Genomic DNA, 19,503 nt, shown 5'->3' with positions numbered 1-19,503 from the left:
AGCTTCAAAGGCCGCTGCGCCGACCGACTGTTTGCCTGTATCTACGTGCCTGGTGCCCGATCGTCTGCGTGTCCGCTTGAGTGTGGGGCCTGCTCTGCTGTGTGCCTGACCGACTGTCTGCTCGTCCAAGTTGCGTGTCGTCGACGTCGTGACCGGCTGACCGTATGCCTGCTCCGTCGCAGTTGCTTTCGTGTGGTTCCGCTGGCCGGGGTTGTTCGCGGCTTGCCCTGCTGCGGGGCCGTTTGCGGCTTGCTCAGTTATTGCTGGCGGGGCTGCTCGGCGAGGTAGGCGCTTGTGTCGGGGCCTGCGCGGGATGGCGTTGGAGTGATCCCGGACGGGTCAGCGGTCTACGGCTTCGTCTATTGCGCGGAACGTGGGGCAGGGCCAGCGCCACATGCAGGCTCGGCAGCGGCGGATCGGGCTGTCGGGGTTGCTGGTGATGCCGCCGGCGTCCTGCGGCTGGTGCAGGTCGAGGAGGCGGACGCCCAGTTCGGCGAATGCGATCACTTCGTCGCGGGCGCCGGCCAGAAAAGTGAGGTCTTCACGGGAGAGCCTGGTACGGATCGGGACAAAGCCGGTCTTATTGATGAGGCGGGACAAATACTGCGTGGACGAGCGCCACGAATTCGACTTCTCCGAGCGGACCCTGATCGTCTCCAGGCGTTCCCGGAGCCGGATCTCGCGCGGATCGGTGCGTCGTTCGGTCTTCATGTGCGGCGCACCCCCCGGTGTGCGACGGTCGCCGCGTGCCCTTGCCGCTGTTTCACCTGTTCAGCCTCCCTTACTCCGCGTCATCATGAAGGCGGAATCTCGCACTAGGGCGCGCCGGTGACGGTCAGCTGTCCGGGCGGTCAGTCGTTCGGGCGGATCGTGACCCGGATGCGGGCGTCGGCGAACGATACGGATGTAGTCGGGACGAAAAGGCGTGTAATCCGCGAAATGGTGCGGTGTTTCTTGCCCGGACGGCATCGTGCGTTACGGGAGTTGGCAAACTCTCTGGCTCGGTGGCCGTCGGCCCGATAGTGTGCCGAGCGTGGAGCTAAACGTCTCGACTTCGTCGCAGGGAGGTCACGCCGTCGTCACAGCGACCGGCGAACTGGACCTGTACACCGCGCCTCGGCTGCAGACCGCGCTGGCGGGGTTGCTACGCGATCAAGCCGACCGCATCGTGGTCGATCTGAGCGGCGTCGAGTTCTGTGACTCGACCGGTATGAATGTGCTGCTCGCGGCCATGAAGCGGCTCAAGGAGCGGGGTGGCACGCTCGAGCTCGCCGCGCCGCGTCCCGCCGTCAAGCGGATCCTGCAGGTCACCGGTCTGGACACGGTCTTCTCCGTGACCGACGCGGTGCCCGCGCTGGACGCCGGCTGACCGTTCACCCATCGATCCACGACCCGCGGGGGGCCCATCCCCTGCGGGTCGTCGTATGCCGTCGCTACGATCGCCACCATGCAGGATGTAGCGGTGATCATCCCGGCCAAGGACGAGTCGGAACGGATCGCGGCCACCGTCAAGGCCGCGCTCGAACTCCCCGGTGCCGACCTGGTCGTGGTGGTCGACGACGGGTCGGCCGACGGCACCGGCCAGGTCGCCCGGGAGGCGGGGGCCCGGGTCGTGCGGCACAGCCGCAACCGCGGCAAGGGCGCGGCGATGGAGAGCGGCGCCGAGGCCGTACGGCTGCTGGACGAGGGCCGCGACCAGCCTCGCCACCTGCTTTTCCTGGACGCCGACCTGGCCGCGACCGCGCGTGACGCCGCGCCGCTCGTCGAGCCGGTACGGGCGGGCGAGGCGGACATGACCATCGCGGTGTTCTCCTCGACGGTCAAGCTGGGCGGGCACGGCTTCGTCATCCGGCTGTCGCGCGACGGCATCCGGCGGGCGACGGGCTGGGAGGCGACCGCGCCGCTGAACGGGCAGCGCTGCCTGACCCGGGCCGCGTTCGAGGCCGGCCGGCCGCTCGCCGCCGGGTTCGGCGTGGAGACCGCGCTCACGATCGATCTTTTGCGCCAGGGCTTCCGGGTGCAGGAGGTCGAGGTGCCGCTCGCGCACCGCGCCACCGGTACCGACTGGCGATCCCAGGTGCACCGCGCGCGGCAGTTCCGCGACGTGGCGCGCGCGCTGGCCGTCCGTGATCCCGCCGTGGTCGGACGGGTGGGCCGGCTCCTCGGCCGCCGCCCGTGACCCCTGCCGAACGGGATCCCCGCAGCCTGGGCACGGCCGGGCTGATCTCCATCGGGGTGAGCGTCGGCTGCTTCCTGCTCACCGCGCTGCTGGGCCCGTCGGCGATGGAGCCCGCGCTGCCCGGCGAGGCGGGGCAACCTCCGTACGCGCTCGACGTCCACCCTTCGCCCTACCTGGTGATCGGCCTGGTGGTGGCGGGCATCGCGGCGGGGGTCGCGGGGCCGGGGCTCTGCTTCGCCGCCGTCCGGGGTGGCTGGCGGCCCCGGCCGTTCCCGCTGCTCATCGCGGGGCTGCTGGTGACCGCGGCGTTCACCCTCACGCCGCCCATCGGCTCCGGTGATCACCTCAACTACGCCGCGTACGGGCGGATGGCGGCCACCGGGCACGATCCGTACACGACGCGGGCGGTCGACCTGCCCGGCGACCCGGTGATCGGGGCGGTGGAGGAGTGGCGGACGACCCCGTCGGTGTACGGGCCGATCGCCACCGCGCAGGAGGCGTTCGCGGCCTGGATCGGCGGCGGGTCGATGCGGCTGACCGTGTTCGTGTTGTCGGTGACCAACGCGCTGGCGTTCGTGATCACGACCTTGATCCTCTACCGGAGCGCCGCGGGGCCGCAGGGGCGGCTGCGCGGCGTCCTCCTGTGGACCTGCAACCCGCTGCTCCTCTTCCACCTGGTCGCGGGCGCGCACAACGACGTCCTGGCGATCGCGCCCATGGTGGCCGCGGTGGCTCTCTTCTCGGCCCGCCGTCGCCGCGGGGGTGCGGCAGGCGTGCTGCGCGTGCTCGCCACCGGTGCCCTCGTGGGAGCCGGGGCTGCGATCAAGCTCCCCGCCGCCCTGGTGGGCGGCGGACCTGCCTGGGTCCTGGCCCGCCGCGCCGCACCGACGCGCGGCGGTCTTCTGGGACGCGGCGGTCTTCTGGGACGTGGCGGTGCGGGGCGTCGTGGTGTGGCGGACGGCGACGTTGCGGACGGCGGTGCGGCGGGCGGTGGCGGGACAGACGGCAGTGCGTGGGACGGCGGTGCGGCACGCGGTGGTGCGGAGGGGCGTGCTGGTTTGCGGTGGCGTAGTGGTGCGGCAGGCGGTGATCTGGCGGACGCCAGTGCGGCGGACGGCGACGTGGTGGACGACGGTCCGGCGGGGGGCGGCGGTGCTGCGCGCGCGGGGGACAGTGGTGTGGCGCGTGGTGGGGGGAGTGGTGGCGATCTTGGGGCGTTGCTTCGGGTGGTGGCGTTGTTCGGGGCGGCTGGGGGTGTGGCGCTGGTCTCGTTCATGCTGGCCGGGTCGCACGCGTTCGACCAGCTTGAGAAGGCCAGCAACATGGTCTCCTTCGCCACCCCCTGGCACCTCGTGGACACGCTGCTGGGCAAGGGCGGCCAGCGCACGATCATCAAGATCGGCTTCTTCGTCCTGGCGGTCGTTCTGGTCTGGCTGCTGGCTCGTGCTCTTCCGCGGGACGGTGGGGCGGACGAGAGCAGGCGGATCGCGGCCGCGCTCGTGCTGGCGTGGTTGTTCGCCGCGCCCTACGAGCTGCCCTGGTACGACGGGTTCGGCTGGGCGGTGCTCGCGTTCCTGCCGTGGTCGCGGTTCGACTGGATCCTGCTGGCGCACACCGGCGCGCTCAGCCTGGCCTATCTTCCCGCCCGCGACCCCAAGCTGATCGGGTTGCCGGACGGGCTGTCGTGGCTGTTCAGCGTGGTGCGGCCGGTGGTCATCCCGCTGGTGCTGACCGGGGTTCTGATCGTTCTGATTCGGGAGTGCCGGCGGTCTGGGAGTCCAGTTCGAGCGCCCGGACGGTCGCCGCGAGCATCAGCGGAATCGCGAGGCTGAACGCGACCGAGATGATCACCACGCCGGAGTCGTTCACCAGCGTGCCGATCACGCCGACGGTCAGCGAGCAGATCAGCGCCGGGCGCATGGTCCGGCTGCGCGCGTACGCCCGTTCCATCAGCGAGGCCTGGCGGCTCGTCGGCCGGATGAGCACGAAGAAGAGGAAGCCGACCGCGATCGCCACGGCGATCGTGTAGGGCAGGCGTTCGAGGCTGCCGAGCATGGACGTGAACTTGCGGGCGACGATGTCCCAGGCGTCCCCGTTTGCAAGGTCCTGCCAGAACCGCCCGAGATGCGTCGGGTTGGCGCTCTGCGCGTTCACGTACGAGATCAGCAGCACCAGCGCCGCCCCGGCCAGGCCGAACAGCCCCACCTTGAGCGCCGACACCCGGCGGCCCGAGATCATCAGGCCGAGGATCGCGAACGCGGGAACCATCGCCAGCACGCCGCCGAAGTCGGCGCCCCAGGCGGGCAGGCCGTCGACCGCGATCGCCGCCGCGCCGATCACCGCGACGAGGGCGACCGCGGCGAGCCTGCGTCCGGCGCGCAGCGGGCACTCCGCCAGCCAGGCCGCCGACAGGACGGACGCCACCGCGAACAGCGAGAACGCCTGGTTGCCGAAGCCGTAGAAGCGTCCCGCGACGGTGGCGGTGTAGCCCATCAGAGTGTCCATCTGCAGCCGCGACCCGGTCATCACGTCCAGCATCAGGACCAGCGCGGTCACCCCGGCGATCACCAGGCTGGGGGCCGTCACCGACCGCCGCCACGGCCCGGCCAGCGCGAGCGCCGTCAGCAGGCCGCTGAACGCGAGCACGGTCAGGACGAGGACGGGGGATGGATGGCTCACCTTCCACCACGGGACGAGCCCGGCGAGGAACGAGGCGCACGGCACCGACCCGCCGAACAGCGCCATGATTCTGGTGCCGCCCAGGATCTTGAGCCGGGTGCCGGGCGTCTGCCGTTGCCGCTGACGCCGCAGCGCCAGCGCCGCGAGCCCGAACACGACGAGTTGTGTGCCGCCCAGCACCGAGAAGTAGGAGCCCTGCACGTTGCGGATCGCCTGCGCCGCGACGTCCTGCTCGGTGAGCGCATCGATCTTCTCGGCGGCGGTGTCCTTGCTGGGCTTGTTCTTCCAGACCGACCCGACGGCGTCCTGGGGCTCGGGGAGCGCGAGGAGATCCAGCGTGGTCGTGGTGAGGTCGGTCAGCGTGACCAGGGCGGTCTGGCGGGTGGAGGGCGAGGTGAGGACGCCCGGGCCGTACGCGGGGCCGCTGGCGATGGCGACCCGCAGATGCGCCTTGACCCCCACGTCGGCGAGCCCGGCGACCAGCACCGTGGCGTTCGCCGGGAGCGCGGCGAGGACCTTGGCGATCTGCCGGTCGGCGGAGGCGGCGGCCGCGTTGCGCTTGCCGGCCGGCACCGGAACCTGGACGCCCTGGGAGTCGACCCCCGCCGACATGAAGACGCGGAAGACGTCGTCCACGTCCACGGCGGTGAGGGTGCATTTCGTCCAGTCGGCGGCGGCGGCCTTGTCGACGGAGGCCACGTAGTGATCGACCTTGCCGGAGCCGTCGGCCAGCCCGAACACCGCGCCCGGGCCGATCGCGGTGGTGCACTGGCCGCCCTGGTGGACGGCGTCGCCGAGGAGCCCGACCTTGGCGTGGTACGTGCTGTTCGCGTTGTCGTCCTTGATCGACGGCCAGCCGGGCGCGAGGGCCCCGCCCGCGGGCGGCGCCACGCCGCCGGAGGTCTGGGGGGCGACGACGGGAACGGAGGGGAGGGCGCAGTCGGCGTTCGCCAGCCTGGCCCGCTGCCCCGCGGACAGCGTCAGCCAACCGTCCATCGGGCACGTGTTGGGACGGGTCGTGCGGACACTGAGCGCGCCCGCGCCGCCCTTGCCGGTCAAGCCCCAGAGCGCCGGAGTGCCGCTCTCGGTGACGTCGTTCCACCGCAGCCCCGGAACCCCGATGATCACGGTGGGCGCCGGCGCCTTAGAACCGCCCGCCGCCCCTGAGGCGGCGGCTGGTGCGGCGGAGGTAGCGGCAGCAGGTATGGAGGTGGCGGCGCTGCCAGCGGCAGGTGCAACGAAGGCGGCAGCAACAGGTGGGGAGGCGCTGGTGGTGCCAGCGGCGGCGCCAGCCGGTGTGGTGGTGCCAGCGGTGGCGGAGGCGGCGGCAGGTGCGGCAGCGGCAGCAGGTGCGGCAGCTAGCAGCGCGGCCAGTGCGATCATGCACCTGACCACGGAGGCTCTGTACATGCCGATTTCCGCCCCCCGTTTCGCCATGCGTCAAGGGTAGTGGGCTGCTGTCTCAGGGAGTTGGCAAGTTGCGCCAGGATGGGAACATGCGTGCAGGCATCGGTGTCCGCGGGGAGGCCCCACCGCCCCGGGCATCTCGACGGCGGGGCGGCCCGGCGGATCTCGCGATCCTGCTGATCGGGGTCGCCGTCGCGGTGGCGGCGATCACCCCGATCGCCGTGCACTGGCTGACCAATCCGCCCGACCAGCGCATGGTCGACCTGGAGGTCTACCGGGACGGAGGGGCCGCGGTCCTGCGCGGCGCGCCGCTCTACGATGTGCTCACGCAGCCGCCGCAGTTGCTGCCGTTCACGTACCCGCCGTTCGCGGCCCTGCTGGCCGTGCCGTTCACGCTGCTGCCCTGGCGAGCCGCCCAGGGGTTGTGGACGGTCCTCATGTACGCGGCGTTGACGATCGTCATCTGTTACGCGTTCCGCGACCTGATCCGGCGCGCCGGCCGCTGGACGCCGGTCGCGGTGGGCGCGCTCGTTGGGGCGGCCGCGTGGATGTGGCCCTCGTACGACCAGATGCGGTTCGGGCAGGTCGGCTTCTTCCTGCTGGCGCTGTGCCTGGCCGACTGCGCCGCGCGTTCCGCCCGCTGGCCGCGCGGCATGCTCGTCGGCCTCGCCATCGCGATCAAGCTCGTGCCCGGCGTCTTCCTGATCTACTTCCTGATCACCGGTCGCTGGGAGGCGCTGCGCAACGCGGTGCTGACGGCCGTCGTCGCCACCGTCGGCGCGTTCGCGCTGCTGCCGGCCGACTCGGTCGACTACTGGTTCGGGGCGCTGCTGGAGGGCGGGGAACGGACCGGTTCGATCACCGCCACCACCAACCAGGCGCTCAACGGGATGATCGCGCGGATCGTCCCGGAGGGGCCCGTCCGGTCGCTGCTCTGGCTCGTCCTCCTGCTGGGCACGGCGTACGTGGGGTTCAAGTTCGCCCGGCGCGCCGCTCTCGCCGCCGACGACCTCGCCGCCGCCGGCGGTCTCGGCACGGCCGGGGCCTTGCGGCCGTTCAAGGGCACGGATCTGACGCGGGCCGCCGACCCGGCCGCAGGTCCCGCGGCCTACAGCCTGCTGCTCACGGGCATCGGGATCACCGGCCTGCTGTCGGTCCTGCTGTCCCCTGTCGGCTGGATGCACCATCTCGTCTGGATGATCGTGGTACTCGCGGCTTTGCTCGGGGACGGGCGGGACGCGCGAAGATGTCTGGTCACCGCGGCCGTCTGGATCTTCTTCCTCTTCCCGCTCCCCTGGTACGGCGCCGCGATGTCGGGCAGGGAGCATCGTCTGATCACACGTTTCTTCGGCCGGATCGTCCAGGACGCCTTCGGTCTGGCGGCCGTGGCAATGATCATGATTCTCGGGATCTGGCTGGTGAATCGGCTGGTTGCGGCCAAGGATCGGCCGGATCCTTCGCGTTCGGAGCCTCCTGTCGGTACGCTCGCCCCGTGATGCTTGTCGCGGTGGCCGTCGCCGGTTTGGTTGCCGGGGTGGCCGGTCTGTCCATCGCGGTGGTGGCCCATAACAGGGTGAACCAGGTCGTCGAGGAGTGCGCCGAAGCGCTCCGGCGGCAGTTGAAGGTCGCGAGCGGCGCGGTGGACAACCAGGCGCTGCGCGATCTCGCCATCGTGCACTACGACGCCCTCAAGGAGATGTCGGGGCACCGGTCGTTCTCGCTCGCCCTGATCAACGCCGCCGGTGACGGCATCGTGGTCAGCTCGATCAACGGCCGGACCGAGACGCGCACCTACGCCAAGGTCGTCCGGGACGGCCACGCGATCGAGACGCTCTCCCCCGAGGAGGACCAGGCCCTGCGCGCCGCCCGGCTCGGCAAGGGCCCGGTGGTCACGATGGACGACCCGTTGCCCGACTTCGGCGGCAATCGCACGACGTCCGCGCAGACCTGACGCGTACACTCGTTCATCTCGACTCGTTCCCCGCCTCAGACCCGCCGTGCGGCCGCACGGGCGGAGGAGTAGACGTTCATGCGATACGCGTACCTCGGACCCCAGGGCACCTTCACGGAGGCGGCGCTGCGGTCCCTCCCGGACGCCGCGGGCGCCGAGCACCTCCCCTACTCCACCGTGCCCGCCGCTCTGGACGCGCTCCGCCGCGACGACGTCGACGCGGCGGTCGTGGCCTTGGAGAACTCCGTCGAGGGCTCGGTCCCGACCACCCTCGACGAGCTGGCCATGGGCGACCCCCTGCAGATCGTCTCCGAGATCCACCTGCCGGTCTCGTTCGCCCTCCTCGTCCGGCCAGGCACGGGCTTCGGCGACGTCAAGACGGTCGCCTCCCACCCGCACGCCCAGCCGCAGTGCCGCCGCTGGCTGGCCGAGCACATCCCCGACGCCGAGTGGCGCGCCGCCACGTCCAACGCCGAGGCCGCCCAGCACGTCGCCGACGGCCACTACGACGCCGCCCTCGCCGGCTCGTTCGCCGCCGCCCGCTACGGCCTGGAGATCCTCGCCGAAGACATCCACGATGTCGCCGACGCCGTCACCCGCTTCGTCGAGCTCCGCCGCCCGTGCGCGCCGCCCGCCCCCACCGGCACCGACCGCACCACCGTCGCCGCCTTCATCGGCGAAGACCACCCCGGCGCCCTGCTGGAGATCCTCAACGAGTTCGCGATGCGCGGCATCAACCTGACCCTCATCCAGTCCCGCCCCACCGGCGCCGGCCTGGGCTCCTACCTGTTCTGGATGGACTTCGAGGGCCACGTCCAGGACGCCCGCGTGGGCGAGGCCCTGATGGGCCTCCGCCGCGTCGTCGCCGACGTCCGCTTCCTCGGCTCCTACTCCCGCGCCGACCAGGTCCGCCCCGAGATCCGCCGCGGCACCCACGACACCGACTTCACCGAAGCCGCCGCCTGGCTCACCGCCGTCCGCCAAGGCCACCCCGAACCCTAAGCGATCACCTCGTGATCATTTGGACGGTAAACCGGGCATAGCGTCCCAACGTCATCTTCGTGCCGCTCACGAGCATGGAGGTCCCGTTGCGGAGGCTCTTCGCCGTTCTCATCGCCCTGATCACGGCGACCGTAGCCGTCGCCGCCCCGCCGGCGTCCGCCTCCGCTGAGGACCTGGCCATTCACGCGGTGATCCGGGACCACAGCGGCGCCAACTGGTCCGACCACCTCCTTGTCCATGTCACTTCCGGTCATGACGTGACCCAGGTCAAGGTCTGGATGACGCCGGCCGGGGCCACCGAGCCCGTCACCTCCATCGATACCTTCCCCTTGTCCTCGGGCACCCCGCGTGACAGGTGGTGGAAGAGCAAAGAGAGGGTGGAACTGCTCAAGGCATCCCGGGACGGCACGTGGCTGGCCACCTACAAGGGCAACTCCGCCTACCTCGGCGCCTGGAGCCCCACCGACCACGTCGACGTCCGCTGACCAGTGATCATTTCGTGATCATTTCGACCATCCGGAACGTAAACCTGTGATCGGGCCTAACCGTCTTCTCCGTGCTGACCTGCATCGGAGGAGTCACATGCGTCGTCGTCTGGCTTGGATGTTGCCACCCATCGTGGCGGCGGCCTTGCTTTCCGCGGCTCCGGCGGTAGCTGACAGCGGCGTTCCCTACGTTCACTCCGAAGCGTTCTTCTACCGGCTCGATCCCGCACACCCGTTGAAGATCAGAGTCACGGCCCGGGCGGCGGCGGGGATCGACCGCGTCGAGGCCAAGTTGCGCCGCCAGAGCGAGGAACCGTACGCCACGGTCACCGGCTTCACCCTCGTCTCGGGCGACAACCGGGATGGGGTCTGGGAAGCCACCTACTCCGTGGACATCGACGCCCATACCGGCACCAACTACGTGCAGACGGTCGCGACCAGCGGCGACGCGTCAGGGACCTCCACCGCGGGCTTCACCGCCTGCTATCAGGCGACCTACGCGGACCTGACCATGACGCCCGAGACGGTCGACACCGACCACAGGGACGTCACGGTACGCGGACGCCTGCTGATCCAGAAGAGCCGGGACGCAGCCCCCGAACCCGCGCGCGGCACCGAGCTCAGCGACGGCGTCAACGAGCCGAGCGCCGTCACCGCCGCCGACGGCACCTTCGCGATGCCCACGAAGGCCAAGCCGCAGGTCGTGATCCAGAGCCGGTCCTCGCCGGTCGCCGCGTGCCGGGTCGGCCAGGGGCTGACCCCGAAGATCACGGTGCAGAACTCCGAGCTGACCGAGGCACGCCTGGTCGGTGCTGCACAGCCGGTCGAGGTCGGTACGGAGGTGACCGTCGAAGGGCACGCCACCCGCCAGGCGCCTTCCGGATGGGTGTCCGCGGGCGGCTCCCACGTCACCGTCTCCCTGGACTCCGGGGAGGGCGCTTCCGAGCTGGCCTCCGGGCAGGCCGACGCCGACGGAACGTTCCGGATCACGTTCCAGCCCCCGAGAAGCGGCCGGATCGTGGTGGGAGTGCAGGACGAGGGCTGGCTGACGCCGAGTTCCCGTGAAGCGGGCGGCCTCACGCTCTTTCACCCCAGCCAGATCGACGACTTCGCCCTGGAGCCCTCCGGCAGGTACTACATCAACCTGATCGGCGCGCTGCGGCGGAGCGAGCTCAACGGCACGACTCCGATTGCGAACGCACCGATCGAGTTGGAATGGTCCCCCGACGGCAAGAAATGGACGCGGAGCGCGACGACGACCACGTGGGGAGACGGCAGGTTCAGCGGGTCCGTGGAGCTCGAGCAGAACGGCTACTGGCGAGCGCGTTACCGGGACGACGGCACCCAGCCGGGCACCGTGAGCGAGGCTCGCTGGTATCGCGCCATCACCCCGACCCGCCTGGTCGAGTTCGACGCGTCCCCCGAACCCGTGGGCCGCGGCAGGCCGGTCACTGCCAAGGGACGCCTGCTGTACCAGCGCGCCGACGGCACATGGGCTCCCCTCGCCAATGAGTACGTTTCGCTGGAGAGCCGCATCGGCAAACGCGTCTCCGGTGCGGCCTCCGGGTGGACGCGCGCTGATGGGCGCGTGACGATCAGCGCCCCGGCGCACGCCGACGGCCACTGGCGGCTCACGTTCGGTCCCGGCAGGGGATACGGCGCGGCGAGCACCGCCGAAGACTTCGTGGACACGAAGTACAAGACCAACATCAACTCGTTCGACGCCTCCCCGGAGCCGGTCAAGAAGGGCCGCACGCTCACGGTCAGGGGCAGGCTCAACCGCGATCTCGGCAAGTGGCAGGGCGCTCCCCGCACGACGGTCCACATCTACTTCAAGCCCAAGGGCTCCTCGAAATGGGCCCGCATCGGCGCAGTGAAGACCGATGGCTACGGCTGGTTCCGGAAGGCGTTCAAGGCCTCTCGCGACGGCACGTGGCTGGCCACCTACAAGGGCAACTCGGCCTATCTCGGCACCTGGGGCCCCACCGACTACGTCGACGTTCGCTGACGCTTGATCATTGGTTAAAGGACGTGTTGAACCTCCGACTTTCACTGCCCGGTGTGGTGGGCGTCGTGGCGTCGACCTTGGTCGCCACGGTCCTCGGGCTGACGTCTCCGGCCGCGGCCGACGCCGCGGTGAACATCTCTGTGGTCGGCATCGCACAGCCCGACGCGCAGGGCATGGCCAAGGTCGGCCTCAGGGCCGCCTCCGCCGACGGCATCGATGAGATCACGATCAAGTTGCGCGGTCGTGACGACGCCGAGCCCTATGCGGTGCTGCGCGACTTCGTTCGAACCGGAGGCACCGACGAGGCGGGGACGTGGACGTCCCGCCAAGCGGTTCAACTGCGCCGGGGGCGGACGTACGCCGACGCCGAGGTCGTGGATCGCGCCGGTGACCGCACGAGCAAGGTTTCCGCGGCCTACGAGGACAACCCTCGTCTCCCGCCCTATGAGGTTCAGGTCGCCGGGGTGGATGCGGACAACGTGCCCCGCGAGATCGTGGGCGGCGGTTTCCGGCTCCGGCTACGCCTGTGGAGCGACTGGACGGTCGCGCGGGTGGTGGCGCGGCTCCGGCCCGCCGGACGTGACGAGGTCGTGGCCACGGTCGACGAGTTCGCCGAGGAGCAGACCGGATCGACCTGGCGGGCGTTCAGATCCGTCTCGGAACTCGACCTGCCGGTCGGCGACTACGAGGTGGACGTCAGCGCGTTCAACGGCGCCGGTGACGAGGCGGAACGGGCAGGGGCGGGCACGATCCGCCAGCGGCTGAGGACCGCGTTCGCCGATGTCAAGGTGAGTCCGAGCGTCAGCGACATCGAAAACCCCGCCATCGTGACCGGACGGATCGACTACTTCGATCGTGCAGGGACGCGCCATCCGTTGCCCAACGCCAAGGTGGACCTGGGCAGCCGGAGTGTGGTGGCGGGCCCGGACGGCGTGTTCACCGCGCGGTTCGAGGGCGACGTCCAGGGAACCTACGCCGCGGTACCTGCCGATGAGACCTACGCCCGTTCGGAGGCCTTCGTCAGGATCGCGTTCGCGTACCTCAAGACCCGGGTGTCGATCGGCGTCCCGGCTCGCACCATCGTCGGCGATCGGTTGACGGTGGCCGGACGGCTCGAACGTGCGGACCTCGCCGGACGCTGGGCGGGCCTCGCGGGCAAGCCGGTCGTCGTCGAGCATCTGCGGCCCTATCTCGGTGATCACATCGTCGACCTGACCTGGCAGGCACGGACGGGAGTCGACGGCTCGTACTCGATCACCACCGCGGCTCCGGTCTCCGGTGTCTGGCGCGTCCGGTTCGGCACCGAAGGAACCGCGAGTGCCACGGGCGGCTATCAGCCCGCACAGGCTGAGAGCACAAGCGTCGCTCGCCACCTCACCAGGATCAGCGATTTCGACGCCGGTCCCGAACCCGTCGGCAACGGATCGTTCGTGACCCTCAAGGGACGAGCCGCGCGACGCTTGGTGATGGGGGCCTGGGCCCCGGCGGAGTACAGGGTCGTCAAGTTCGAGTTCTCGCCGGACGGCAGGCGTTGGTCGGTGATGGCCAGGATCGACACGGATCGGCAGGGCACCTTCTCGAAGCAGGTGCGTGCGACGCGCGACGGTTTCTGGCGGGCCCGGCTCGTCGCGGCGGCGGCCGACCTCGACTCCGCCCCGTCGTCCAGCGATCATGTGGATGTCCGCCACCGGACGGCCTTCGCCTCGTTCAATGCGTCTCCGGAGCCGGTGAGGAAGGGCCGCACGCTGACGGTCTCCGGCAAGTTCAATCGCCACATCGGCTCCTGGAAACCCGGCGCCGGGGTCACGGTCTCCATCTACTTCAAGGCCAAGGGCTCGGGGACGTGGCGCCGGATGGCCGCGGTGCGGACGGGTCCTCAGGGCTCGTTCCGGCGCGTGTTCAAGGCGTCGATGGACGGGACGTGGAAAGCGTCCTATCGAGGTGGCACGACCTACTTGGGCGCGTCGAGTCCTGGTGACTATGTGGACGTTCGCTGAATGACCGTGGCCCGGGGAAGTCCCGGGCCACGGTCATTCTCCGGGGCACCGCAGGCTTAGCCTGCTGATGTGGTGGACTTTGATGCTTACGAGCGGGAGTTGTGGGACGGGCGGGCGTCGGCTTACGAGCGGGGGTTCGCGCGGCTGACCTCGTACACGGTCGGGCCGTTGCTGGACGCGGCGGGCGTCCGGGCCGGGGCTCGGGTGCTGGACGTGGGGACCGGGCCCGGGGTCGTGGCCGCGGAGGCCGTGCGGAGGGGCGCCGAGGTCTCGGCGATCGACGCGGAACCGGGGATGGTCGAGACGGCCGGACGGAACGTGCCGGGCGCGGACGTGCGGCTCGCGGTGCTGCCCGAGGTGCCGTTCGGGGACGAGAGGTTCGACGGGGTCGTGGGCAACTTCGTGATCAACCATGTGGGGGAGCCCGGGGCGGCGTTGAAGGAGTTGCGGCGGGTGGTGCGGCCGGGTGGGCGGCTGGCGCTGACCTGCTGGCGGATGCCGGGGAGCGGGGCGCTGGCGGTGGTCCGGGACGCCATGGAGGTTGTGGGCGTGCCTTGGCCCGACGACATTCCGGTCACGCCGTTCATGGAGTACGGCGAGCCGGAGGCGTTCAAGGAGCTGGTCGCGGGGGCCGGGTTCGGGGATGCCGGGGTTGAGGAGGTCGACTGGGAGCACGTCGTCGATCCCGAGGAGTGGTGGGAGACCGGCGCGCTGGCCAGGGTGGGGTCGAACGGGGTCATCCTCAGCCGGCAGAGTCCGGATGTGGTCGCGGCGGTGAAGGCGGCGTACGACCAGATCATGGCGCGGTACGCGGTGGGCGACGGCATGGTGTCCTTGCCCGCGTTCGCGTTGCTGGCGCACGGGACGCGCTGAATCGGGCCGGGGTGGCATGCTCCGATCATGGATAACGAAGCCCCCCTCGGCGGCGCCGACCTGTCGACGGTGTTGCCGATCATCACGACCGAGCATTTCAACCTGCAGACCGTCCGGTCCTCCACGACCTCGGAGGCGGTCGGGCGGGCCAGCATGTTCCTGGCGACGGTGTCGACGGCCCTGGTGGCGTTGAGCTTCGCCGGGCAGGTGACGGACTTCGGCGGATCGTTCGCCGTCTTCGGCGCCGTCACGTTCCTGTCGTTGTTCTTCCTGGGCGTGGTGACCTTCGACCGGACGTTGCAGGTCTCCATTGAGGACATTCAGGCCGCGCAGCGCATGAACCGGCTCCGGCGGCTGTACTTCGAGGTGGCGCCGGGCCTCGCGGACTATCTGGCGCCGCCGGCGGCCAGCGATGAGGTCGGAGAGGTACTGCGGAGCGGCGGTATGCGCGTGGTGCGGGGGCAGATGCTGCTCACCGTCGCCGGCATGGTCAGCGTGGTCAACAGCGTGATTCTGGGTGTGCTGGTGGGCACGCTCGTGGCCCGGCTGGATTCTGACCTGATGTGGCTGGCGGTGGCTTCCGGCGGGGTGGTCTTCGCCGGGAGCGTGGCGATCCACCAGCGCATCCAGCGCGTACGGCGTTCGCGCGCCGAACAGCTCGTGCCATAGCGGGCCGGACAGCTCGTGCCGTAGGGCGATACTCGCGCGCGGAGGGGGTGTCCGGGCCGGTAGCCTCGGGTCTGTGATTGACCTGCGAGCTCTTCGAGAGGATCCCGAGCGGTTGCGCGCGTCCCAGCGCGCCCGCGGCGAGGATGAGGCCGTCGTCGACACGCTGCTCGACCTGGACGAGCGGCGGCGTTCCGCGCTGAGCGGTTTCGAGTCACTGCGCGCCGAGCAGAAGAGTTTCGGCAAGTCGGTGTCCAAGGCGCAGGGCGACGAGCGGCAGGCGTTGCTGACGCGCGCCAAGGAGCTGGCGCAGCAGGTCAAGGAGGCCGAGGCCGGCGCCGACCGGCTGGCGGCCGAGCTCGACGCCGTGCTCAGGACGGTGCCCAACCTCATCGAGGAAGGCGCCCCGGCGGGCGGCGAGCAGGACTTCGTCACGCTGGAGTACGTGGGCGAGATCCCCACGTTCGACTTCGAGCCCAAGGACCACCTGGAGCTCGGCGAGAACCTCGGCGCCATCGACATGGAACGCGGCGCCAAGGTGTCGGGGGCACGTTTCTACTACCTGACCGGCGTGGGCGCGCGGCTCCAGCTGGCGCTGCTCAATCTGGCGATGGAGCAGGCGATCGAGGCCGGCTTTGTGCCGATGTACCCGCCGGTGCTGGTCAAGCCGGAGGCGATGGAGGGCACCGGGTTCCTGGGGGCCCACGCGTCCGAGGTCTACCAGCTGCCGCAGGACGACCTCTATCTCGTGGGCACCTCCGAGGTGCCGCTGGCGGCGTACCACATGAACGAGATCATCGACGCGCTGCCGCGACGGTACGTGGGCTGGTCGTCGTGCTTCCGGCGCGAGGCCGGGTCGTACGGCAAGGACACCCGGGGCGTCATCCGGGTGCACCAGTTCGACAAGGTCGAGATGTTCTCCTACTGCGACCCGGCGGACGCGCACGAAGAGCATCTGCGTCTCCTCAACTGGGAGAAGGAGATGCTCGCCAAGGTCGAGCTGCCGTACCGCGTGATCGACGTCGCGGCCGGTGACCTGGGGTCGAGCGCGGCGCGCAAGTTCGACTGCGAGGCGTGGGTGCCGACGCAGGACGCCTTCCGCGAGCTGACCTCGACGTCCAACTGCACCGAGTTCCAGGCGCGGCGCCTGGCGGTCCGGCACCGCGATGACAAGGGCAAGACCCAGCCGGTCGCCACGCTGAACGGCACGCTGGCCACGACGCGGTGGATCGTCGCCATCCTGGAGAACCACCAGCAGGCCGACGGGTCGGTGCGGGTGCCGAAGGCCCTGCAGAAGTACCTGGGCCTGGAGGTCCTGGAGCCCGTCAAGCGCTGACAGACGGACGACGGGCCCCGCCGAGCTGATCGGCGGGGCCCGTCGTCCGTTCCGGGACCGCGCACCGGGACCGCGCACCGGGACCGCGCACTGGGACCGTCCACGGTGGGAGCGCCCGAAAAGGCCTAGATGTGGCCTATGGGGCGATGGGGTCGCCTAGGGTGGGTTTTCGCTGCGGCGGAGTGCCGCGGGCGCGGCTTTGTCGGTCGAAGGTGGTTGGCTGGGGGATGGCTTTCCGCCGAGGGGATGCGGGGAAGATCAGTATGCGGCGAGACTGGTAGGTGTCATGTCCGACCTCACGCCGCGCTTGATCGCCACCGATCTCGACGGGACGATCGTGCGTTCCGACGGGACGATCTCCGCCCGTACCGTCGACGCCCTCGCCCGCGTCGAACGCGCCGGCGCGACCCTCGTCATGGTCACCGGCCGACCGCCGCGCTGGATGCACGAGATCGCGAACGCGGTCGACCACCACGGCATCGCCATCTGCGCCAACGGGGCCGTGGTCTACGACCTGCACACCGAGACCGTCGTCCGGGCCCGCATGATCGAGCCCGACGTGATCGCCAAGGCGGTGGAACGGCTGCGCGCCGCTGTCCCCGAGCTGCGGTTCGCGGTCGAATACCCCACCGGCTTCGTCTTCGAGGCCCGCTACAACCTGGGCCGCTGGGACGCCGAGGCCCTCGGCGGCCGCCCGGTCGACGGCGAGACCCTGGTCAGCCGCGGCGGCACCAAGCTGCTCGCCTTCCACCCGAACGCTGACCCCGACTCACTCGCCGAGAAGGCGGAGAAGGCCGTCGGCGAGCTCGTCACCGTCACCCACTCGTCCGGCCGCGGCCTGCTGGAGATGAGCGCCCAGGGCGTCACCAAGGCCAGCGCGCTCGCCGAGCTGTGCGCCGAGTACCAGATCGCCGCGGCCGAGGTCGTCGCGTTCGGTGACATGCCCAACGACCTGCCGATGCTGACCTGGGCCGGCACGTCCTACGGCGTCGCCAACGCCCACCCGCTCGTTCTGTCGACGGTCACCGGCACCACCGCCCGCAACGACGACGACGGCGTAGCCCAAGTCCTGGAACGCCTCTTCCCCGAAGCCTGACCCCGAACGGCAGACAGCGCAGACCCCAGCCCGCGGACGGCTGAGGCAGCGTGGCCTGGCCCTCGGACGGCTGACGCCGGGCACGCTCTGGTCTTGGCGGCTGGCCTGTGGCTTGGATCCTGGCTCTCAGTTGGCGGAGGCCGCGGGCGGCTTGGTCTTTGGACGGCTACGGCGTAGGTCCTGGTCCTGGACGGCCGAGGTTGCGCAAGCCCCGTCTACGGACGGCAGGGTTCTGCGGGGCGTGGTCGTCGAACGACCATGCCGTGATCATGGAGCGGAGGGCTCCATGATCACGGCGGTAGGGCCTTTTACAGGTAGGGGCCTGAGTGGCGGGGGTTCTCTTCGGCGGCTTCGGGCGGGAGCATGCCGGCGGGCAGGGCGCGGCGCATCTGCTCAAGTTGGGCGCGGGCCGCCATCTGCTGGGCGAACAACGTGGTCTGGATGCCGTGGAAGAGGCCCTCCAGCCAGCCGACGAGCTGGGCCTGGGCGATGCGCAGCTCCGACTCGCTCGGCACCGTGCCCTCGGTGAACGGCAGCGAGAGACGTTCGAGCTCCTCGACCAGCTCCGGGGCCAGGCCGTCCTCGAGTTCCTTTATCGACGACTTGTGGATCTCGCGCAGGCGGGCGCGGCTCGCCTCGTCCAGCGGAGCCGACTTCACCTCTTCGAGGAGCTGCCGGATCATGCCGCCGATCCGCATCACCTTGGCGGGCTGCTCGACCATGCTGGTGATCGACTTCTCGTCGCCCTCGCCCTCTCCGGGGCCCTCCAGCGCGATGCCGTTCGGGCCGATCACGAGAACCTGAGGCTCCTGCTCGGACTGGTTGTTCGAAGGCTCGTTCATGATGTCTCCAGTTTCACACGGTCAGCAGAATCTTGCCGATGTGGCCGCTGCCCTCGAGGATCCGATGGGCCTCGGCGGCCGCCGGCATGGGCAGCGTGCGGTCCACCACCGGCTGTACCTTCCCCGACTCGATCAAAGGCCACACGTGCTCGCGCACCGCGGCCACGATCGTGCGCTTCTGGTCCAACGGACGGGACCGCAGTCCCGTGCCGTGCACCTTGGCCCGCTTGGTCAGCAGGGCGCCCATGTCCAGCTCGGCCTTGGTGCCGCCCTGCAGCCCGATGACCATCAGCCGGCCGCCGGTGGCGAGGGCGGAGACGTTGCGGGCCAGGTACTTGGCGCCCATGTTGTCGAGGATCACGTCGTACGGGCCGGACGGCACGAAGTCGTCCTCCCGGTAGTTGATCACTGTGTCGGCGCCCAGCTCCCGGCAGCGGGCGGCCTTCGCCGCGGTGCCGACCGTGCAGGCGACCGTGGCCCCGTTCGCCCGTGCGAGCTGGATGGCCATGGTGCCGATGCCGCTGCTGCCGCCATGCACGAGGAAGGTCTCCCCAGCCCGCAGCTCGCCAAGCATGAAGACGTTGGACCAGACGGTGCACACGACCTCGGGCAACGCGGCGGCCTGAACGAGGTCGACCCCCTTGGGGACGGGCAGCACCTGACCGGCCGGGACGGCGACCCGTTCGGCATAACCGCCGCCCGCCAGCAACGCGCAGGCCTCGTCGCCGACCTGCCACCCCGTGACGCCTTCGCCGAGCGCCGCGATGCGTCCGGAAGCCTCAAGCCCCGGATACTCGGACGCGCCAGGCGGCGGCGGATAGAAGCCGAGCCGCTGCATGACGTCGGCCCGGTTGACGGCGCTCGCCACCACGTCGAGGAGGACTTCCCCAGGTCCGGGCTCCGGATCGGGCACCCGCGTCCACTCCAGAACGTCGGGATCTCCAGGCTCGCGGATCACGATCGCATGCATACGGAGCACGCT

General features: G+C 70.4%; 17 protein-coding genes. 13 read left to right on the top strand and 4 right to left on the bottom strand.

Going from position 1 to position 19,503, the window contains the following annotated elements; all coding sequences use genetic code 11:
• Window positions 1-339: 339 nt before the first annotated feature.
• On the bottom strand, window positions 340-711 hold the full coding sequence (locus ACGFNU_RS02930; RefSeq protein WP_392589603.1) for a hypothetical protein: 372 nt from the start codon (window positions 709-711) through the stop codon (window positions 340-342).
• Between the two features lie 322 nt (window positions 712-1,033).
• Between ACGFNU_RS02930 and ACGFNU_RS02925 the strand changes: the two genes are divergently transcribed.
• From ACGFNU_RS02925 to ACGFNU_RS02915, 3 genes are all read left to right on the top strand, one after another.
• Window positions 1,034-1,369 (top strand): STAS domain-containing protein, encoded by a 336-nt coding sequence (locus ACGFNU_RS02925; RefSeq protein ID WP_392589601.1) that lies wholly within the window; start codon window positions 1,034-1,036, stop codon window positions 1,367-1,369.
• Between the two features lie 78 nt (window positions 1,370-1,447).
• Entirely contained in the window at window positions 1,448-2,179 is a 732-nt protein-coding gene (locus ACGFNU_RS02920) for a glycosyltransferase family 2 protein (protein ID WP_392589600.1), read from the top strand.
• On the top strand, window positions 2,176-4,011 hold the full coding sequence (locus ACGFNU_RS02915) for a hypothetical protein (protein ID WP_392589598.1): 1,836 nt from the start codon (window positions 2,176-2,178) through the stop codon (window positions 4,009-4,011). Before ACGFNU_RS02920 ends, ACGFNU_RS02915 begins: the two co-directional genes overlap by 4 nt.
• On the opposite strand, the gene ACGFNU_RS02910 is transcribed toward ACGFNU_RS02915, so the two are convergent.
• Entirely contained in the window at window positions 3,893-5,986 is a 2,094-nt protein-coding gene (locus ACGFNU_RS02910) for a hypothetical protein (protein ID WP_392589596.1), read from the bottom strand. The genes ACGFNU_RS02915 and ACGFNU_RS02910 overlap by 119 nt on opposite strands.
• A gap of 368 nt (window positions 5,987-6,354) precedes the next feature.
• Here ACGFNU_RS02910 and ACGFNU_RS02905 point away from each other — a divergent pair, with 368 nt between their 5' ends.
• The 10 genes from ACGFNU_RS02905 (at window position 6,355) to ACGFNU_RS02860 (ending at window position 17,679) form a co-directional block, all read left to right on the top strand.
• Window positions 6,355-7,761, top strand: coding sequence for a glycosyltransferase 87 family protein (locus ACGFNU_RS02905; RefSeq protein ID WP_392589595.1), 1,407 nt, complete (start codon window positions 6,355-6,357; stop codon window positions 7,759-7,761).
• Window positions 7,761-8,216 carry a DUF4446 family protein gene (locus tag ACGFNU_RS02900; protein ID WP_392590980.1) on the top strand — a complete coding sequence of 152 codons (456 nt, stop codon included), beginning with the start codon at window positions 7,761-7,763 and terminating at the stop codon, window positions 8,214-8,216. The genes ACGFNU_RS02905 and ACGFNU_RS02900 overlap by 1 nt, the downstream gene beginning before the upstream one ends.
• Window positions 8,217-8,294: 78 nt before the next feature.
• Complete coding sequence (gene pheA, locus ACGFNU_RS02895) at window positions 8,295-9,218, top strand: prephenate dehydratase (RefSeq protein ID WP_392589593.1); 924 nt, start codon at window positions 8,295-8,297, stop codon at window positions 9,216-9,218.
• A gap of 59 nt (window positions 9,219-9,277) precedes the next feature.
• On the top strand, window positions 9,278-9,703 hold the full coding sequence (locus ACGFNU_RS02890; RefSeq protein ID WP_392589592.1) for a hypothetical protein: 426 nt from the start codon (window positions 9,278-9,280) through the stop codon (window positions 9,701-9,703).
• Window positions 9,704-9,800: 97 nt separating this feature from the next.
• Window positions 9,801-11,711 carry a hypothetical protein gene (locus tag ACGFNU_RS02885; protein WP_392589591.1) on the top strand — a complete coding sequence of 637 codons (1,911 nt, stop codon included), beginning with the start codon at window positions 9,801-9,803 and terminating at the stop codon, window positions 11,709-11,711.
• Window positions 11,712-11,776: 65 nt separating this feature from the next.
• Entirely contained in the window at window positions 11,777-13,708 is a 1,932-nt protein-coding gene (locus ACGFNU_RS02880) for a hypothetical protein (RefSeq protein WP_392589589.1), read from the top strand.
• 69 nt (window positions 13,709-13,777) lie between these two features.
• Window positions 13,778-14,581 carry a class I SAM-dependent methyltransferase gene (locus tag ACGFNU_RS02875; RefSeq protein ID WP_392589587.1) on the top strand — a complete coding sequence of 268 codons (804 nt, stop codon included), beginning with the start codon at window positions 13,778-13,780 and terminating at the stop codon, window positions 14,579-14,581.
• A gap of 27 nt (window positions 14,582-14,608) precedes the next feature.
• Window positions 14,609-15,250 carry a hypothetical protein gene (locus ACGFNU_RS02870; protein ID WP_392589585.1) on the top strand — a complete coding sequence of 214 codons (642 nt, stop codon included), beginning with the start codon at window positions 14,609-14,611 and terminating at the stop codon, window positions 15,248-15,250.
• Between the two features lie 73 nt (window positions 15,251-15,323).
• Window positions 15,324-16,583 carry a serine--tRNA ligase gene (gene serS, locus ACGFNU_RS02865; RefSeq protein ID WP_392589584.1) on the top strand — a complete coding sequence of 420 codons (1,260 nt, stop codon included), beginning with the start codon at window positions 15,324-15,326 and terminating at the stop codon, window positions 16,581-16,583.
• A gap of 286 nt (window positions 16,584-16,869) precedes the next feature.
• Window positions 16,870-17,679 carry a Cof-type HAD-IIB family hydrolase gene (locus tag ACGFNU_RS02860; RefSeq protein WP_392589583.1) on the top strand — a complete coding sequence of 270 codons (810 nt, stop codon included), beginning with the start codon at window positions 16,870-16,872 and terminating at the stop codon, window positions 17,677-17,679.
• Window positions 17,680-17,987: 308 nt separating this feature from the next.
• Here the strand turns inward: ACGFNU_RS02860 and ACGFNU_RS02855 are convergent, their stop codons facing one another.
• Window positions 17,988-18,521, bottom strand: coding sequence for a bacterial proteasome activator family protein (locus ACGFNU_RS02855; protein WP_392589581.1), 534 nt, complete (start codon window positions 18,519-18,521; stop codon window positions 17,988-17,990).
• Between the two features lie 13 nt (window positions 18,522-18,534).
• The gene (locus tag ACGFNU_RS02850) at window positions 18,535-19,491 is read right to left on the bottom strand and encodes an NAD(P)H-quinone oxidoreductase (RefSeq protein ID WP_392589579.1); all 957 of its coding nucleotides are present in this window, start codon (window positions 19,489-19,491) and stop codon (window positions 18,535-18,537) included.
• Window positions 19,492-19,503 lie beyond the last annotated feature (12 nt).

The sequence above is a fragment of the Spirillospora sp. NPDC048911 genome (genome assembly GCF_043198015.1).
Lineage (GTDB): Bacteria > Actinomycetota > Actinomycetes > Streptosporangiales > Streptosporangiaceae > Spirillospora.
This window is presented reverse-complemented; position numbering and strand designations above follow the sequence as displayed.

Bases quoted from the DNA above. Each gene is read 5' to 3' on its own strand.
- ACGFNU_RS02885 (WP_392589591.1), top strand. From the start codon at position 9,801: ATGCGTCGTCGTCTGGCTTGGATGTTGCCACCCATCGTGGCGGCGGCC.
- ACGFNU_RS02850 (WP_392589579.1), bottom strand. From the start codon at position 19,491: ATGCATGCGATCGTGATCCGCGAGCCTGGAGATCCCGACGTTCTGGAG.
- ACGFNU_RS02930 (WP_392589603.1), bottom strand. From the start codon at position 711: ATGAAGACCGAACGACGCACCGATCCGCGCGAGATCCGGCTCCGGGAA.
- ACGFNU_RS02855 (WP_392589581.1), bottom strand. From the start codon at position 18,521: ATGAACGAGCCTTCGAACAACCAGTCCGAGCAGGAGCCTCAGGTTCTC.
- pheA (WP_392589593.1), top strand. From the start codon at position 8,295: ATGCGATACGCGTACCTCGGACCCCAGGGCACCTTCACGGAGGCGGCG.
- ACGFNU_RS02870 (WP_392589585.1), top strand. From the start codon at position 14,609: ATGGATAACGAAGCCCCCCTCGGCGGCGCCGACCTGTCGACGGTGTTG.
- ACGFNU_RS02900 (WP_392590980.1), top strand. From the start codon at position 7,761: ATGCTTGTCGCGGTGGCCGTCGCCGGTTTGGTTGCCGGGGTGGCCGGT.
- ACGFNU_RS02920 (WP_392589600.1), top strand. From the start codon at position 1,448: ATGCAGGATGTAGCGGTGATCATCCCGGCCAAGGACGAGTCGGAACGG.
- ACGFNU_RS02905 (WP_392589595.1), top strand. From the start codon at position 6,355: ATGCGTGCAGGCATCGGTGTCCGCGGGGAGGCCCCACCGCCCCGGGCA.
- ACGFNU_RS02860 (WP_392589583.1), top strand. From the start codon at position 16,870: ATGTCCGACCTCACGCCGCGCTTGATCGCCACCGATCTCGACGGGACG.